The 15,474-nt window shown below is 63.7% G+C and carries 15 protein-coding genes; 10 read left to right on the top strand and 5 right to left on the bottom strand.

The genetic code is table 11. From position 1 onward, the window contains the following. The first annotated feature begins 23 nt into the window (after positions 1–23). From CFE42_RS05995 to lpxC, 5 genes are all read left to right on the top strand, one after another. The gene (locus tag CFE42_RS05995) at positions 24–935 is read left to right on the top strand and encodes a cell division protein FtsQ/DivIB (protein ID WP_004633061.1); all 912 of its coding nucleotides are present in this window, start codon (positions 24–26) and stop codon (positions 933–935) included. Further along, complete coding sequence (gene ftsA / locus CFE42_RS05990; protein WP_004633059.1) at positions 932–2,164, top strand: cell division protein FtsA; 1,233 nt, start codon at positions 932–934, stop codon at positions 2,162–2,164. Before CFE42_RS05995 ends, ftsA begins: the two co-directional genes overlap by 4 nt. A gap of 140 nt (positions 2,165–2,304) precedes the next feature. After that, positions 2,305–3,504 (top strand): cell division protein FtsZ, encoded by a 1,200-nt coding sequence (gene ftsZ / locus CFE42_RS05985; RefSeq protein ID WP_004633058.1) that lies wholly within the window; start codon positions 2,305–2,307, stop codon positions 3,502–3,504. A gap of 391 nt (positions 3,505–3,895) precedes the next feature. Next, positions 3,896–4,396, top strand: coding sequence for a peroxiredoxin (locus CFE42_RS05980; protein ID WP_004633056.1), 501 nt, complete (start codon positions 3,896–3,898; stop codon positions 4,394–4,396). 245 nt (positions 4,397–4,641) lie between these two features. Further along, positions 4,642–5,559 carry a UDP-3-O-acyl-N-acetylglucosamine deacetylase gene (gene lpxC, locus CFE42_RS05975; protein WP_004633054.1) on the top strand — a complete coding sequence of 306 codons (918 nt, stop codon included), beginning with the start codon at positions 4,642–4,644 and terminating at the stop codon, positions 5,557–5,559. A 49-nt stretch (positions 5,560–5,608) separates the two neighbouring features. Here the strand turns inward: lpxC and CFE42_RS05970 are convergent, their stop codons facing one another. Continuing rightward, positions 5,609–6,130: a DciA family protein gene (locus tag CFE42_RS05970; RefSeq protein WP_004633051.1), complete on the bottom strand. Its 522-nt coding sequence runs from the start codon at positions 6,128–6,130 to the stop codon at positions 5,609–5,611. 69 nt (positions 6,131–6,199) lie between these two features. Between CFE42_RS05970 and CFE42_RS05965 the strand changes: the two genes are divergently transcribed. The 5 genes from CFE42_RS05965 to CFE42_RS05945 all read left to right on the top strand — a co-directional run bounded on the left by CFE42_RS05965 (position 6,200) and on the right by CFE42_RS05945 (position 12,863). Further along, positions 6,200–7,165 (top strand): M23 family metallopeptidase, encoded by a 966-nt coding sequence (locus CFE42_RS05965; RefSeq protein ID WP_004633050.1) that lies wholly within the window; start codon positions 6,200–6,202, stop codon positions 7,163–7,165. Between the two features lie 250 nt (positions 7,166–7,415). Continuing rightward, positions 7,416–10,220, top strand: a complete 2,805-nt coding sequence (gene secA / locus CFE42_RS05960) for a preprotein translocase subunit SecA (RefSeq protein ID WP_004633047.1) — start codon at positions 7,416–7,418, stop codon at positions 10,218–10,220. A 74-nt stretch (positions 10,221–10,294) separates the two neighbouring features. Continuing rightward, positions 10,295–11,524: a bifunctional glutamate N-acetyltransferase/amino-acid acetyltransferase ArgJ gene (argJ, locus tag CFE42_RS05955; RefSeq protein ID WP_004633044.1), complete on the top strand. Its 1,230-nt coding sequence runs from the start codon at positions 10,295–10,297 to the stop codon at positions 11,522–11,524. A 15-nt stretch (positions 11,525–11,539) separates the two neighbouring features. Beyond that, a complete protein-coding gene (locus CFE42_RS05950) occupies positions 11,540–12,424 on the top strand; it encodes an ATP-binding protein (RefSeq protein WP_004633043.1) in 885 nt (294 codons plus the stop codon). Continuing rightward, positions 12,414–12,863, top strand: a complete 450-nt coding sequence (locus CFE42_RS05945) for an NUDIX domain-containing protein (RefSeq protein WP_080633393.1) — start codon at positions 12,414–12,416, stop codon at positions 12,861–12,863. Before CFE42_RS05950 ends, CFE42_RS05945 begins: the two co-directional genes overlap by 11 nt. Here CFE42_RS05945 and CFE42_RS05940 read toward each other — a convergent pair. From CFE42_RS05940 to CFE42_RS05925, 4 genes are all read right to left on the bottom strand, one after another. Further along, on the bottom strand, positions 12,856–13,059 hold the full coding sequence (locus CFE42_RS05940) for a DNA gyrase inhibitor YacG (protein WP_004633040.1): 204 nt from the start codon (positions 13,057–13,059) through the stop codon (positions 12,856–12,858). The two genes, CFE42_RS05945 and CFE42_RS05940, sit on opposite strands and share 8 nt — an antisense overlap. Before the next feature lie 8 nt (positions 13,060–13,067). Then, positions 13,068–13,826 carry a cell division protein ZapD gene (zapD, locus tag CFE42_RS05935; protein WP_004633038.1) on the bottom strand — a complete coding sequence of 253 codons (759 nt, stop codon included), beginning with the start codon at positions 13,824–13,826 and terminating at the stop codon, positions 13,068–13,070. A gap of 135 nt (positions 13,827–13,961) precedes the next feature. Beyond that, the gene (gene coaE / locus CFE42_RS05930) at positions 13,962–14,576 is read right to left on the bottom strand and encodes a dephospho-CoA kinase (RefSeq protein WP_004633035.1); all 615 of its coding nucleotides are present in this window, start codon (positions 14,574–14,576) and stop codon (positions 13,962–13,964) included. Positions 14,577–14,589: 13 nt separating this feature from the next. After that, positions 14,590–15,471 (bottom strand): A24 family peptidase, encoded by an 882-nt coding sequence (locus CFE42_RS05925; protein WP_004633033.1) that lies wholly within the window; start codon positions 15,469–15,471, stop codon positions 14,590–14,592. Positions 15,472–15,474 lie beyond the last annotated feature (3 nt).

The raw sequence follows: 15,474 nt of genomic DNA, 5'->3' as shown, positions 1-15,474 counted from the left end.
GCGAAACCGGACAACACAACGTTATGTGGCACAACACCCGTCTCCTCAACGCCGTCGCGAGTGCGCTGTATGCGCTGCTCGCGCTTGGCGCGTTGGGCGTTGGGGCGGTCTGGCTGATGCAGCGGCCGACGTTCCAGCTGCAGCAGGTGCGTGTGATGCCGATGGCGGGCAGCGAGTTGCGCCACGTGAATGTGCCGAGCCTGCGCGCCAACGCGTTGGCCAAGCTGCGCGGCAATTTCTTCTCGCTGAATCTGGACGATGCGCGTGCGGCGTTCGAATCGGTGCCGTGGGTGCGGCGCGCGAGCGTGCGCCGCGTGTGGCCCAACGGGCTGCTGGTGGAAGTGCAAGAGCACGAAGCGCTCGGCACCTGGGGCGGCAATGAGTCCGGCAAGCTGGTCAACACGTATGGCGAAGTCTTCGTGGCCAACCTGGCCGAAGCCGAGGACGACACTGACCTGGTGGCGCTGGCCGGCCCCGAGGGTACTGAACAGGATGTGGTCGACAAGCTGGAGACCATGACCGAGTGGTTCAAGCCGATGAATGTCGAGCCGTTGAGCGTGACGCTCACCGACCGCTACGCCTGGCGCGCGCGGTTGTCCAACGGCACGGTCATCGAGCTGGGCCGCGAACTGAATGACGATGACCGCACCGCGCTGGCCGCGCGTGCCCGCCGCTTCGTGCGTGCGTGGCCCGAGGTGACCAAGCGCTGGGGCGGTCAGATTGAATACGCCGACCTGCGGTATCCCAACGGATTTGCAGTTCGTGCGGCGGGTGTGCGCTTCCTGACCGATGCGCAGGCTGCGGTGCTGGCCAAGGGGGGCAAGTTGCCCGGCACCACGAGTGGCACCAGCAGTGCTGCAAAGCCGAAAGCCACGCTGGGGGGTAAGCCGGCGGCCAACAACAAAGCAACGCGAAGCACAGAGAAAACGCGATGAGCAAGGAATACAAGGATCTTCTGGTCGGGCTGGATATCGGCACCTCCAAGGTGGTGGCGGTGGTGGCCGAGCTGCGTCCTGACGGCGCCTACGAGGTCATCGGCATGGGCCAGACCGAATCGAAGGGGCTCAAGAAGGGCGTAGTCGTCAATATCGAGGCGACAGTCCAGTCGATCCAGAAGGCGCTCGAAGAAGCGGAGCTGATGGCCGACTGCAAGATCGGCGAGGTCTTCACGGGCATTGCCGGCAGCCACATCCGCAGCTTCAATTCGAGCGGCATGGTGGCGATCAAGGACAAGGAAGTCACCTCCACCGATGTGGCGCGCGTGATCGAGACCGCCAAGGCCGTCAACATCCCGACCGATCAGCAGATCCTGCACATCCTCACGCAGGAATTCATCATCGACGGTCAGGAAGACGTGCGCGAGCCGATCGGCATGAGCGGTATCCGGCTCGAGGTGAAGGTACACATCGTGACGGGCGCCGTGAGCGCGGCGCAGAACATCGTCAAGTGCGTGCGCCGCTGCGGGCTGGAAGTGCACGACCTGATCCTGCAGCCGCTGGCATCGAGCCTGGCCGTGCTGACCGAAGACGAAAAGGAACTCGGCGTGGTGCTGGTCGACATCGGCAGCGGCACGACCGACATCGCCATCTTCAGCGAAGGTGCGATCCGCCACACGGCCGTGATCCCCATCGCCGGCGACCAGATCACCAACGACATCGCCATGGCCCTGCGCACGCCGACGCCGGACGCCGAGGACATCAAGATCCAGTACGGCATCGCCAAGCAGGTGCTGGCCGATCCGGACGAGATGATCGATGTGCCGGGCGTCGGCGACCGCGGCCCGCGCACGCTTTCGCGTCAGGCGCTGGCCGCCGTGATCGAGCCGCGCGTGGAAGAACTCTTCTCGCTCGTGCATCAGGTGGTGCGCGAATCCGGTTACGAAGAACTGCTCTCCAGCGGCGTGGTGCTCACTGGCGGTACCGCAATGATGCCGGGCATGGTCGAGCTGGGGGAAGACATGTTCTTGAAACCCGTGCGCGTGGGGGTGCCCGAGTACCGCGGCAATCTGCACGAGGTGGTGAAGAGCCCGCGCTACGCCACGGTGATGGGCTTGCTGCAGGAAGGTCGCGTGCAGCGCGTGCGCGGACGGAAAGTCGTGGTGCAGTCCGGCTCGGCCAAGCAGATCTGGACGCGCATGAAGGAATGGTTCATCGGCAACTTCTGAGCATGCGAGTGCCGGGTGTTGACGATGTGCTCCCCGGGGGGAGCAAGTTGAGTTTCTTGTTTTGATGTTTTTTGTTCAGGAACCAGGAGTTGCGGCGGGGAGGCTGCATCGTCTGGGACTGATCACTTCTGGAGGCAATGATGGACTTCGACATGATTGAAACGGAAATGCAGGACGGCACCATCATCAAGGTGGTCGGCGTCGGCGGCGCGGGCGGTAATGCCGTGCAGCACATGATCAACCGCGGCGTGCAAGGCGTGGAATTCATCTGCATGAACACCGATGCGCAGGCGCTCAAGCGCTCGACCGCATCGCGCGTGCTGCAGCTCGGCAGCACGGGCCTCGGCGCCGGTGCCAAGCCGGAAGTAGGCAAGCATTGCGCGGAGGAAGCCCGTGAGCAGATCGCCGACGCACTGCGCGGCGCGCACATGGTCTTCATCACCGCCGGCATGGGCGGCGGTACGGGCACGGGCGCAGCGCCGGTGGTCGCACAGGTCGCCAAGGAAATGGGCATCCTGACCGTGGGCGTGGTCTCCAAGCCGTTCGACTTCGAAGGCGCACGCCGTTCGAAGGTTGGCGAGCATGGCGCGAACGACCTCGAAGGCAACGTCGATTCGCTGATCGTCGTGCTCAACGAAAAGCTCTTCGAAGTCATGGGCGACGACGCCGAGATGGACAAGTGCTTCCAGTGCGCCGACGACGTGCTGCACAACGCGGTCGCCGGCATTGCGGAAATCATCAACGTCGACGGTCTGGTGAACGTCGACTTTGAAGACGTGAAGACAGTGATGGGCGAACAGGGCAAGGCGATGATGGGCACGGCCACCGTGTCCGGCGTCGACCGTGCGCGTCTGGCGGCTGAGCAAGCCGTTGCGAGCCCGCTGCTGGAAGGCGTGGACCTGTCGGGCGCGCGTGGCGTGCTGGTCAACATTACGGCAAGCCGCTCGCTCAAGCTGTCCGAGACCAAGGAAGTGATGAACACCATCCGCAGCTATGCCGCGGAAGATGCCACCGTCATCTTCGGTACGGTCTACGACGACGCCATGGGCGACGCACTGCGCGTGACCGTGGTTGCCACGGGTCTGGGCCGCGCTGCTCGCAACAAGCAACAACAGCCGCAGACGATGACGCTGCTGAAAACCGGGACCGACAACCAGCCGGTGGCTTTCGGGGGTGGCTCCGGTCATTCGGTGGCAGCTGCGCCGGACTACAGCAACTTCGACACCCCGGCGGTGTGGCGCAGCTCGCGTGAGTCGGCCTCGGCTCACGTGGCAGCACTGCAAGAGAAGGGCGTCGACACGTACGACATTCCGGCATTCCTGCGCAAGCAGGCGGACTGATCCGGGCCGCGTTGGCTCGATAGCGCTCGCGCACGTCCGACTGCCTGGGGCACCGCACGCCGCGCGCGATTCACGGCTCCCCTCCCGTGATCGCCGTTGTGTGACGGCACGCCGCTCGTCAGTCGACAGCGCTCGACGAACCGGACACAGTCGTTGCCGCCGGGCAGGTTGGCCTCTGGCCGCCTCCCCGGAAGGGTTCACCCCGCCCGGCGGGTGTGTCCGTTCGTTGTGCCGCGCGCGCTGCGTTCCGACCCAAGCGGCCTGATGGTGTTGTCTCCCAAGACCGCCCGCGTGATTCGTTCACGCGGGCGGTCTCGTTTTAAGAACCGGCTGCGCGGTCGCTCGGCAGGTTCTATGATCGCGATATCCACGCAACCGCTTCCTGACGATCATGATCCAGCCCGGTCAACCGCTGCCCGACGCAACGCTCTACGAGTTCTTTGAAGTGGAAAAGGACGGCTGCGCGCTCGGCCCCAACGCTTTCTCCGTGCGGCATCTGGCCGAAGGCAAGACGATCGTCATCTTCGGGCTGCCCGGTGCGTTCACGCCGACCTGCTCCGCGCGGCATGTGCCAGGCTACCTCGCCAACTTCGACGCACTGCGCGCCAAGGGTGTCGACGAGATCTGGTGTGTGTCCGTCAACGACGCCTTCGTGATGGGGGCCTGGGCCCGCACGCAGGGCACCGACGACAAAATCCGCATGCTGGGCGACGGCAGCGCGGAGTTCACGAGCAAACTCGGTCTCGACCAGGATCTCTCCAAGCGCGGTATGGGCATTCGTTCGCAGCGCTATGCGATGGTCGTGAAGGACGGTGTGGTAACAGCGCTACAGGTGGAAGCGCCCGGACAGTTCTCCGTCAGCAGTGCCGAATCGATGCTGGCGCTACTCTGACGCCACGTCACAATCTCCCCCGAATGGCGGAGTACCGCCCGCTATCCCACCCCACCTCAAGGCTCATGAGGCCGTGGCGCTAAATCTGCGTGCACTGTAGTTGGCTCGATTGTGTGCACTCCTAACATCCCGATACAAAAGTCGTTTTGAAGGCAGGGACGTGAAAATGGTATGCTTAGGGTTATCACCTATGCAGACTGCATAGATAAAAATAATCGTAAAAATTCTGTGAGTTGAGGGCGGCCATGTTGAAACAACGCACCATCAAGTCCCTCGTCAAGACCGTCGGCATCGGGTTGCACTCGGGCCGCAAGGTGACGTTGACGTTGCGCCCGGCGGCCGCAGGCACCGGCATCGTCTTCACGCGTGTTGACCTCGACCCGGCCGTCGAGATTCCGGCCACCGCCAGCGCCATCGGCGACACCCGCCTTGCATCCGTACTGCAAAAGGATGGCGCCCGCGTGTCGACCGTCGAACATTTGATGTCCGCTTGCGCAGGCCTTGGCATCGACAATCTTTATGTCGACGTCGACGCCGAAGAAATCCCCATCATGGACGGCAGCGCGGCCTCGTTCGTGTTTCTGCTGCAATCGGCGGGCATCGAAGAGCAGGGCGCGGCCAAGCGGTTCATCCGCGTGACCAAGCCGGTGGAAATCCGCGAGGGCGACAAGCTTGCACGCCTCGACCCCTACTTTGGCTTCAAGCTGTCGTTCACCATCGAATTCCGTCACCCGGCCGTCGACAAGACCGGCCAGACGTTCGAGATCGACTTTGCCGACACCAGCTACACGCGCGAAATCGCGCGCGCCCGTACGTTTGGTTTTGCCCACGAAGTCGAAATGCTGCGCGAAGTCGGCCTGGCGCGCGGCGGCAGCCTGGACAATGCCATCGTGCTCGACGAGCACCGCATGCTCAACAACGACGAACTGCGCTACGGCGATGAGTTCGTCCGTCACAAGATCCTCGACGCCATCGGCGATCTGTATGTGGTCGGTCACCCGCTGATTGCCGCGTATACGGCACACAAGTCTGGGCACGGGCTGAACAATGCGCTGCTGCGCGCACTGCTGGCCGATGAAACGGCCTACGAGATCGTGACGTTCGACAAAATCGAAGAGGCGCCGCGCGCGTTCCTACCTCAGTTGCAACCGGCATTCTCGTGATCGGCTGATGCGTTTGTACCCATGAAAAAAGCGCCCTGCGGGGCGCTTTTTATTTGGGCCTGGCCGCAGGTGCAACATGCCGTGCGATCATTTCGGCCAAGGCCTTCCGGAGCGGCGAATCGGGCAGTTCGTTGGCAAGTGCCGCCAGGCTGTTGACCCCAACTGCTGTCATCCTGGCGCGTTTAGGCGGCTTTTCGGTCTCTTGTGGCCATAAACTGTCGCTGCCCCCTTGCGGTTGTACGCGTACACGAATTGCGGTAATCTGCGATCCCCGGCGCTGCAGACGCTCTAGCAAGGTGGGTACCACCTGCCGTAAGCGCGCCGCAGCCGCACTATGTGCGGCGAGCAACACCAGAGTCGCTTCTCGGCTGTCGCGCGCATCGTTCTTGATGCCGCCGATCGCCACGCCGCCGCCCAAGCCGGGCGGCAACAGCGACAACACCTCCGCTTCCAATGACGCCAATTGCCTGGCCGCCTGCATCAGCGGGCCGACCGAACCGGCACCCGAGAGCCAGTCCTGGACGGGTTTTGCCACAGGCGTCTTGAGAGCGGGATGAACAAAGATTCGCATGCCGGCATTGTAGGGCGCTTCATCGCGCTTTCGTGCCGGTGGGCAGCTTTTTTGTCCGGAAAACGAGCGATGCAGATCATCCTGATTCACCCGCGCAAGGCCGGCGCGATGCACCTGTCGCGACGCGGCGTCTTCGTGGCTATTGGCGCGGCGCTGCTGACCGTGGCGGCCCTGTCCGTCGGTGGGACGTGGCTGGCGGCCAAGCAGGGGCTGCTGCCAGGGGCGGCAGCTTCCGCGGTTGCCAGCGCAGACCAGCGTGTCACCCGCGAAAACCTCAACCTGATGGCTGCGCGCATCGGCGAAATGCAGGCGCAGATCGCGCGCCTGGACGCGCTGGGGGCCCGCGTGTCGGGCCTGGCCGGTGTGCTGCCGCGCGAGTTCGATTTCAAATCGCAGCCGAGCCGGGGCGGGCCGGAAGGCGCGTTCTCCCGGCCGATGTCGATGCCGGAAATCCAATCCGAGTTGAATCGCCTGACGCGCTCGGCTGACCAGCGCAACGATTACCTCAGCGTGCTGGAGAGCACCCTGATGGACCGCCAAATCCACGCGAAGATGATGCCCACCGTGCGCCCAGTGGCGACGGGCTACGATTCGTCGGGTTTTGGCACGCGGATCGATCCGTTCACGGGCCGCCGCACGCAGCATGACGGCGTCGATTTCGTTGGCCCTATTGGGACGCCCATCGTCGCGGCTGCTGGCGGCGTGGTGGTGGCCAGCGAATTCCACCACGAATACGGCAACATGATCGACATCGACCACGGCAACGGCCTGAAGACGCGCTATGCCCATGCGTCGAAGGTGTTCGTGAAGGTCGGTGACATCGTGAAGGCGGGCGAGCGCATCGCGCTGATCGGCCGCACTGGCCGTGCTACCGGCCCCCATCTGCATTTCGAGGTGCACGTCAACGACGTCCCGCAGAATCCGGTGGCCTTCCTGGAGAACGCCGGCCAGCCCAAGATGGCAGCCAACAAGGCGCCAGCGCCGAAGGTTGCGGCGGCCGATATCGGCAAGAGCATGGCGGCTGCCGGCCATTGATCCGGGCCGGGTTGCAATCGGGGTCGCCCATCCCCAATTCAGCGTGAGTGTGTGGCCGCTCGGACGGCGTTCGATGCGGCTCTAAAGTGCAGCGTTCCCGCCACATCCGGCGGTTCTGCTGCCATCAAGCGGGTGTTTTGCACATGCTAAACTCCCGCCTTTGCGCCAACCCTTTCTGGGCCGTTGTGCTGCCTGTGTTTCGCGGTCTCTCTCGACGCGCTTCCCGGTTGCGCACCAGCCCTAGCCATCGATGATCACGGGCCTTCTCAAGAAGATTTTCGGCAGCCGTAATGAACGGCTGATCAAACAGTACCGCCGCAAGGTGGCGCAGATCAATGCGCTCGAGCCCAAGTTCGAAGCGCTCTCCGATGCCGAGCTGCAGGCCAAGACCGAAGAATTCCGTCAACGCTTTGGCAAGGGCGAGACGCTCGACGCGCTCCTGCCCGAAGCGTTCGCTGTGTGCCGCGAGGCCAGCAAGCGTGTGATGAAGATGCGGCACTTCGACGTGCAGCTGATCGGTGGCATGGTGCTGCACGACGGCAAGATCGCCGAAATGCGCACGGGTGAAGGCAAGACGCTGACCGCCACGCTGGCCGTATACCTGAACGCCATTTCCGGCCAGGGCGTGCACGTCGTGACGGTCAACGATTACCTGGCTCAGCGCGATGCCGAGTGGATGGGCCGCCTGTATAACTGGCTGGGCCTGTCGGTGGGGGTCAACCTGACCACCATGGACCATGACCAGAAGCAGGCTGCCTACGCGTCGGACATCACCTACGGCACCAACAACGAGTTCGGCTTCGACTACCTGCGCGACAACATGGTGTACGACGCCGGCCAGCGCGTGCAGCGTCCGCTGAACTACGCGATCGTCGATGAGGTGGACTCGATCCTGATCGATGAGGCACGCACCCCGCTGATCATCTCTGGCCAGGCTGAAGACCACACCGACCTGTACCGCCGCATGAACAGCATTCCGGCGCAGCTCACGCGCCAGATCGGCGAAGAGAAGTCGGATGGTACGGGTGTCGAGAAGCCAGGCGACTACTACGTCGACGAAAAATCGCACCAGGTCTACCTGACCGAATCCGGTCACGAGAAGGCTGAGCAGATCCTGCTGCAAGCCGGCTTGATCGGCGAGGGCGAGTCGCTCTACGCGCCGCAGAACATCACGCTGATGCACCACCTGTACGCCGCCCTGCGTGCGCACAGCCTGTTCTTCCGCGATCAGCACTACGTTGTGCAGAACGGTGAAGTGGTGATCGTCGATGAATTCACCGGCCGCCTGATGTCGGGCCGCCGTTGGTCCGACGGTCTGCACCAAGCCGTGGAAGCCAAGGAAGGTGTGCAGATCCAGCAGGAAAACCAGACGCTGGCGACCATCACATTCCAGAACTACTTCCGCATGTATAACAAGCTGTCGGGCATGACCGGTACGGCGGACACGGAAGCGTATGAATTCCAGGAGATCTACGGGCTGGAAACCGTGGTGATCCCGACCAACCGCCCCCCGCAGCGCAAGGACTTGCAGGATCAGATCTACAAGACCTCGAAGGAGCGCTACGACGCCGTCATTCGCGACATTCGCGATTGCTACGAGCGTGGCCAGCCGGTGCTGGTGGGCACGACGTCAATCGAAAACTCCGAACTGCTGTCGAACCTGCTGAACCAGGCCAAGCTGCCGCACCAGGTGCTGAACGCGAAGCAGCACGAGCGTGAGGCCGAGATCATCGCGCAGGCCGGTCGCCCGAAGATGATCACCATCGCCACCAACATGGCGGGCCGTGGTACCGACATTGTGCTGGGCGGCAATGTGGAGAAGCAGTCCGGCTTCGTGATGGCCGACGAGTCGCTCTCCGACGCAGAAAAGGCCTCGCGCGTGAAGACGTTGCAGGACGAATGGCAATCGCTGCACGAGCAGGTGAAGGCTGCGGGCGGTCTGCACATCGTCGGCACCGAGCGCCATGAGTCTCGCCGGATCGACAACCAGTTGCGTGGCCGTGCCGGCCGTCAGGGTGATCCGGGTTCGTCGCGCTTCTATCTGTCGCTGGACGATCAACTGTTGCGCATTTTCGCGGGCGACCGCGTGCGGGCGATCATGGATCGCCTGAAGATGCCCGAAGGCGAACCGATCGAAGCCGGCATCGTCACGCGCTCGATCGAATCGGCGCAGCGCAAGGTTGAAGGCCGCAACTTCGATATCCGCAAGCAACTGCTGCAGTACGACGACGTCTCCAACGATCAGCGCAAGGAACTCTACAAGCTGCGCAACGAGATTCTCGAAGCGCAGGACGTGGGCGACCTCGTCAAAAACCTGCGTGAATCCGTGTTCACGGAGCTCTTCCGCACGTATGTGCCGGCCGAGACCATGGAAGAGCAGTGGGATGTCGCCGGTCTGGAGAAGACCCTGCGCGAGGACTGGGGTGTCGACCAGCCGCTGGTGAAGACGCTGGAAGACGCACAGTCGATCGAAGACGAAGACCTGCTCAAGATGGTGCTGGACGCCGCCGAGGCGGTGTACGAAGGCAAGGTGGCGCAGGTTGGCCGTGAGTCCTTCGCCGGCTTCGAGCGTTCGGTGATGCTGCAAAGCCTCGACACGCACTGGCGTGAGCACCTGGCGGCGCTCGACATGCTGCGCCAGGGTATCCACCTGCGCGGCTATGCGCAGAAGGACCCGAAGCAGGAGTACAAGCGCGAGTCGTTCGAACTGTTCGGCCGCTTGCTCGATACCATCCGCAACGAAGTCACGCGTATTGTCTTCACGGTGCGCATCCAGTCGCAGGAAGAGCTGGAGCAAGCCTCCGAGCAGATTGAAGAAGATCTTTCCGCGCTGACCAACCTGCAGTACAAGCACGACGAGTTCAGCGAACTGGCCGAAGTGGCTGCAGGTGATGCGGAGATCCATGGCGCAACGCCGGCCATGGCTGCACCGCGTTCGGCGGCATCGGCCGCTGCTGCCGCACTGGCTGGCGAAGTGCCGAAGGTTGGCCGCAACGATCCGTGCCCATGCGGTTCGGGCAAGAAGTACAAGCAGTGCCACGGCAAACTTGTCTGACGCTGCTGGAACCTGTTTTCTGTTGATTCACGATGCCCGCAATGCGGGCATCCTCATTTTGAAAGGTGTGCTCCATGGCTGTGAATCTCGTCGCGCCCGCCGCTGATACCCTGTTGCCGATCGACGGCGTGGACCTCGGCTGGGCCGAGGCCGGTGTGCGCAAGGCCAATCGCAAGGACGTGCTGCTGGTTCGTATCGCCGAGGGCTCGACGGTAGCCGGTGTGTTTACGCAGAACCGTTTCTGCGCGGCGCCTGTGCAGGTATGCCGTGAGCATCTGGCGAGCGGCAAGGGCGCACGCGCGATCGTCGTCAACACGGGTAACGCGAATGCCGGTACGGGCGCGCCTGGCCTTGCGCATGCGCGTCAGACCTGCGATGCCGTGGCCAAGCTGCTGGGCGTGTCGGCGGAACAGGTGCTGCCGTTCTCGACGGGCGTGATTCTGGAGCCGCTGCCGGTCGACCGCATCATCGCCGGACTGCCCGCTGCTGAGGCGAACGCCAAGCCGGACAACTGGCTGGCTGCCGCCGAGGCGATTATGACCACCGACACCGTACCCAAGGCAGCGTCGGCCACGTGCACGCTGTCGGGCAAAACCGTGCGCATGTCCGGCATCAGCAAGGGTGCAGGCATGATCCGTCCGAACATGGCGACGATGCTCGGCTTCATCGCCACCGATGCCAATGTGGATGAAGCCGTGCTTCAAGGTCTGGTGCGCCACGCCGCCGATCACTCGTTCAACAGCGTGACGGTGGACGGCGATACCTCCACCAACGACTCGTTCGTCGTCATCGCGACGGGCCGGGCTGGCACGCCGCGCATCGATTCCGAGTCGCACCCCGACTACGCTGCGCTGCGCGATGCGCTGACGGGCCTCGCACAAGAGCTGGCGCAGAAGATCGTGCGCGATGGCGAGGGCGCGACCAAGTTCATGGCCATCCAGGTTGAGGGCGGCCGCAACGTCGAAGAGTGCCGCCTCATCGCCTATGCGGTCGCGCACTCGCCGCTGGTCAAGACCGCGTTCTACGCTTCGGACCCCAACCTGGGGCGCATCCTGGCGGCTGTCGGCTACGCCGGGGTGACGGATCTCGATGTGAACGGCGTCAACCTGTGGCTCGACGACGTATGCGTCGCACGTGACGGTGGCCGCAACCCCGAATACCGCGAAGAAGACGGCCAGCGCGTAATGAAGCAGGCGGAGATCACCGTACGCATCGCGCTCGGCCGCGGCGACGCCACCGCCACCGTGTGGACGTGCGACTTCTCGCACGACTACGTGTCGATCAACGCGGATTACCGTTCGTAATCCGGAGCCGCCGCCATGTCGTCTGACCTTTCCGCACGGCTCGACCGCTTTCTGGGGCGGCTTGAGCAATGGCTGCCGCCTGAACTGACCGAAGCTGACTGGAACGAGGCCGTTGCCTTCCGCTGGCGCAAACGCCAGAGCCTGTTCGGCAACATCGGCTATCTCGCGCCGATCCGGCAGCTGCCGCCGATCCATCTGAGCGATCTGCACAACATCGAGCGTCAGAAAGACGCCATCGTCGCCAACACGCGCCAGTTCGTGCGCAAGTTGCCGGCCAACAACGTGCTCCTGACGGGCGCGCGTGGCACCGGCAAGTCGTCGCTCATCAAGGCGTGCCTGAATGAGTTCGTGAAGGAAGGCCTGCGCTTGGTCGAGGTCGACAAGGACGATCTGGCTGACTTGGGCGATATCGTCGATCAACTCTCGGCGCGCCCCGAGCGCTTCGCGATCTTCTGCGATGACCTTTCGTTCGAAGAGGGCGAGTCGGGCTACAAGGCGCTGAAGTCTGCGCTGGACGGCTCGGTGGCAACGCAGTCAGACAACGTGCTGATCTACGCAACATCGAACCGGCGCCACCTGCTGCCGGAATACATGAAGGACAACGAGACCTATCAGCACACCTCGGACGGCGAAATCCATCCGGGCGAGGTGGTGGAAGAGAAGATCTCGCTGTCGGAGCGGTTTGGGCTGTGGCTGTCGTTCTACCCGCCCAAGCAGGACGAATACCTGACCATCGTCGGCCACTGGCTGAAGTACTTCGGCTGCAATGACGAGGACATCGCCGCCGCCCGTGGCGACGCGCTGGTATGGGCGCTGGAGCGCGGTTCGCGTTCGGGCCGCGTGGCATGGCAATTCGCCCGCGACTGGGGTGGCAAGCATGGGCGGCACCATGTCGACTGACAACCTGAGGCAAGTGCCACCGACGCACACGCCGGACGGCCGCAAGATCACCGAAGTGGCCGTTGGCGTGCTCGTGCAGCCCGACGGCAAGTTCTTGCTAGCCCAGCGTCCGGAAGGCAAGCCTTACGCGGGCTACTGGGAATTCCCGGGCGGCAAGCTTGAAGCGGGCGAATCGGTCGAGGCTGCGCTCATGCGTGAGTTGAAGGAAGAGCTGGACGTCACGCTGCGCACCTGCGTTCCCTGGCACACCATCGAGCACGACTACCCGCACGCGTACGTGCGCCTGCACTTCTGCAAGGTCACTGCCTGGGACGGCACGTTGCGCGCACTGGAAGGCCAGGATTTCGCTTGGCAGACGCTGCCGATCAGCGTCCATCCGGTGCTGCCGGCAACGTTGCCCGTGTTCGAATGGATGCGCGAGGAAACGACGGCTAGTTGAGCTTGCCGCTCGTATCGTTGCCCGGTGCGTCGGGCAGGTCGTCTTCTTCGACCACGGGGATGGTGTACTGCTCGGCTGCCCACGCGCCCAGGTCGATCTGCTTGCAACGCTCAGAGCAGAAGGGGCGGTAGCGGCTCTCAGGCACCCAAGGCACGGGCTTGCCGCAGCTGGGGCATTTGACGGTCTTCACATTCATGGTGCGGCTCAGAAATTACAGAGCTTCAGCTGGAACGGGATATCCGCGTCGACCGGCTTGGGTCGCAGGTCGCCATCCTGCTGGGTAAAGCGCACCCAGAGCATGTATTTGTTGGCGCTGATCTCGGGAATGAACCCCAGCGCCGACTCATCCAGGCGCACCTGCATCAGTTGGTACACGCGGCCCGACAGCATCTGCTGATAGCTCCCAGCGTTAGCAATCACCTTGCCACTCTGACCCGATTCGCGCAGCAGGCGCAGCACGATCATCGTGGCGTCGCGCAGCGGCACGAGCGGTTGGGCCCATTTGATGATGTCGGCGCGGCGGCGCTCGGCCGGATGATGCTGCCATGCAAAATACGCCGGCAGATCGAATTCACACGTACCACCGGGGATGATGGCGCGGCTGCGGATGCTCGTCAGCCACTCGTTGTCGGCGATGAGCTGGCCGGCCTTGCCATGTGTGGCGGTGAGATTGCCCGAGGCGGTTTCCAGCTCGCTGATGACGGCATCAAGCGCGTCTTGATCGATCTGCGGATTGGCGCGCAGCGCGGTGAGCGTCTGGCGCTGGCGATCGAGTTCTTTCAGCAGATCGGATTTGAGATCGGCACGCCCGGCCACGTCGACCACTTCGAACAGCGTGGTCAGTGCCACGTGGTGTTGCAGCGGGTGCTCCTGCACGAGAAAGAAATCCAGCCGCTCGAACAGGTCTTCGAGGCGCAGCAGCGTCCGAATGCGTTCGTTGAAGGGATATTCGTACAGGATCAAAACTTGGGTGCCCGGTGTGCTGGCCTGCTGGCATGTGCGGCCCCGAAGCCCATTTGGCCTCGATCTGCCCGCATTCTATGCGAGACCCTCGTTCATCACAATGCAAAGGGCTGTGACGACCGCTTTCAGATCGTTTCAGTTCGACCTGTAGGTTAGGTCCAGACGGTCGATCTGCGGCAGGAGGTCGGCCAGCGTGCCGCTGTTGTCGATCACGTCGTCGGCGGCGGCGAGGCGGGCTTCGCGTGAAGCCTGGCGGGCGATGATGGCTTCCACTTGCGCGCGCGGCAGCCCGTTCCTTGCCATCACGCGGGCGATCTGCGTGTCAACGGGGCAGTCGACCACCAGAATGCGGTCGACCAGCGAGCGCCAGCTGTGATGCCCGGCCAAGGATTCCACCAACAGGGGTACGACGTAGACGAGGTACGGATGCGCGCCCGATGCCTGCGCAGCAGCCCCGCGCGACAGCGCAATCTCGCGGATGAGGGGATGCGTGATCTGCTCCAGTCGCGATTTGGCCGTAGCGTCCGAAAAGGCGAGGGCGCGCATGGCGTCGCGGTCCATGGCACCGTCACTGCGTAAGATGCCTGCGCCGAACGTCTCGACCAGCTTGGGGATGGCGGCGCCGCCCGGTGCGGTGATCTCGTGGGCGATGGCGTCGGTGTCGACGATGGCGGCACCGCGCTCCGCAAGGCGATCCGCCACGTAGCTCTTGCCGCTGCCGATGCCGCCGGTCAGGCCGATCACGCGCATGCTGATCATGCCCTTATGGCGCAAGGAGCGGGCCGAGGCCTGCCATCATGAGCAGCTGCGGGCCGGCCAGCAATGCGATCACGCCGGCCCCGGCAATGAACGGTCCGAACGAGAACGGCGATTCGCTCGTCGCGCCGCGCGCAATGCGCACGAGCCCAAACACCAGCCCCACGACCGACGAGAGCAGCACCAGCAACGGCAGCGCCTGCCAGCCGAACCACGCGCCGAGTGCGGCCATCAGCTTGAAGTCGCCGTAGCCCATGCCTTCGCGGCCGCGCAGCAGCTTGTAGGCCCAATAGATCGACCACAGGAACAGGTAACCGGCCATCGCGCCGACGACCGCGTCCTGCAAGTGCGCAAACATGCCGAACAGGTTCACGCCCAGCCCGAGCCACAGCAGCGGCTGGGTGATGGCATCGGGCAACAGTTGCGTATCGGCGTCGATCATCGTGCCGGCGATCAGGAACCACAGCAGGACCGCCGATGCGACCGCCACCCACGTCGGGCCGAAGTGCCACAGGCAGGCCGAGGTCAGCAGACCAGTGACCAGTTCCACAGCGGGATAGCGCCACGAGATGGGCGCCTTGCAGGCACTGCACCGGCCGTGCAGCGCAAGCCAGCTCAACACGGGGATGTTCTCGATCGCTTTGATCTGATGACCACACGACGGGCACGCCGAGCGCGGCACGACCAGGTTGTATGCGTCGGGGTGAGGCAACGGCTCATCACGCAGTTCTGCGATGTAGTTGGCTTCCTCCCGCTCGATCATGCGCGGCAGACGGTGGATCACCACGTTCAGGAAGCTGCCGACCAGCAATCCAACCAGCCCGCCTGCGGCAACTACAAACCACGCCGGCAGTTGCGCCAACGTGGGGATGACGAACATCTCAGGCATTGC

This window comes from Ralstonia sp. PBBBR1 (assembly GCF_002256165.1).
In the GTDB taxonomy this organism is placed as follows: domain Bacteria; phylum Pseudomonadota; class Gammaproteobacteria; order Burkholderiales; family Burkholderiaceae; genus Ralstonia; species Ralstonia thomasii.
This window is presented reverse-complemented; position numbering and strand designations above follow the sequence as displayed.